Genomic DNA, 1,300 nt, shown 5'->3' with positions numbered 1-1,300 from the left:
GAGCAGACGAGTCGCGCGACGCGACACCACCACGCGGAGTACAAGAACCACGACGCAGACGTGTACGTGCTGGCGTGGTGGTTCCCACGGCCTGATGAACTGGCCCCACTCACCGCGATCGACGTACAGGCGGAAATGCCGAGGGCGGCAACGCCTGCCCCCGATCCCGAACCGTACGAGGACCGCCTATGAGTACCGAGACGACCGATGGGGCGACGGCCTCAACCGAGCAACTGGCCGAACGGTTCGCTGACGTGGGGTGGGTGGTCCGTGTTAAGGAGACACGACGAAACGAGACGACCCACCAGATCATCACCGAGAAATCGCTGCTGCGGATGGACTACGAGATCCATACGATAGAGAACCTCGGGTGTTCCGTCCAAGCGATTTCACAGACAGGCCACTACGGGTGTCGCGTGTACGTTCGAAAGCACTCGTGAACACTCGGATAATTCATTTTCCACGGTGATTGTTTCACATCAATCCCGTGTCAACTAACCGCGTACTGGCCGTCCAAGCCCTTGTCTATAAATATCGGACACACAAACACAGTACATACACGATGTCAGTACGCACCCGATCGGTTACGACTGAAAGCGGAGATTATCTCCGCGTGATAGAGTGGAGTAACGCTTCGCGGGAGTATGAGACAATCGTCTGTGAGTACCCCGTTGATGACCCTGAAACGTTCATCGTCCGTGGGTACAAAGCCGAGGACGATGAAGACGACCCCTCGTATCGGGATGTATTCGAGATGCGAGAGTTGTCGTTTACGCCTATCTCAATCGCAGGGTTGGGTGAACGAGAACGATTGATGGGTGTTAGTTCGACGGGCGACGACGATATGGCTGCGTACGAAGCGATTCCTCGCGATATTCAACTCTCCTTACATAGTATTGGATTCACGCCTGTGCCGCGTGGTGAGGGGTGGTTAGATGGGGTTTGACCCTGACGAACTACCCGTTGTCACGTTGTTCCGCGGGAAAGCCTTCAACGGGCTGACGCGGCTGATACTGGACAGCACAGAAATCCCCTCCGAGTGGCTCCGTGCGAAGGAGCTGCGGGAGGCGATTGGCGTCTCCTCGACGGCGTTCCAGAACGTCCGTGACCAGGCGGTCGCGTTCGGGCTGTTGGAACCCTCCACCGATGATGAATCCGCACGGATGCCTCGCTACCGTCTCCCCGAGACGCCAACCGTCCAGATTCTTCGATCGTTCCACGGAGAGTACGTCCCCGCCGATGATCCCGACGTGAGCGACGATGTCACCGAAGTTCGGCTCCCTGATCTGATGGAGTTGAA

General features: G+C 57.4%; 4 protein-coding genes. All 4 read left to right on the top strand.

The window, feature by feature from the left end:
* The coding region (locus tag EXE42_RS19670) for a hypothetical protein (protein ID WP_206750734.1) at positions 1 to 192 on the top strand (192 nt) is incomplete at its 5' end.
* Positions 189 to 440, top strand: a complete 252-nt coding sequence (locus tag EXE42_RS15570; protein WP_137706913.1) for a hypothetical protein — start codon at positions 189 to 191, stop codon at positions 438 to 440. The genes EXE42_RS19670 and EXE42_RS15570, both read left to right, overlap by 4 nt.
* 173 nt (positions 441 to 613) lie before the next feature.
* Positions 614 to 946, top strand: a complete 333-nt coding sequence (locus EXE42_RS15565) for a hypothetical protein (RefSeq protein WP_137706912.1) — start codon at positions 614 to 616, stop codon at positions 944 to 946.
* Positions 936 to 1,300: hypothetical protein (locus EXE42_RS15560; RefSeq protein ID WP_137706911.1), on the top strand; the 365-nt coding region annotated here is incomplete at its 3' end. The genes EXE42_RS15565 and EXE42_RS15560, both read left to right, overlap by 11 nt.

The organism is Halorubrum sp. SP3, from assembly GCF_005435195.1.
Classification (GTDB): domain Archaea; phylum Halobacteriota; class Halobacteria; order Halobacteriales; family Haloferacaceae; genus Halorubrum; species Halorubrum sodomense.
Note: the sequence above shows the minus strand (reverse complement) of the source record. Positions and strands in the feature narration are given on the sequence as shown.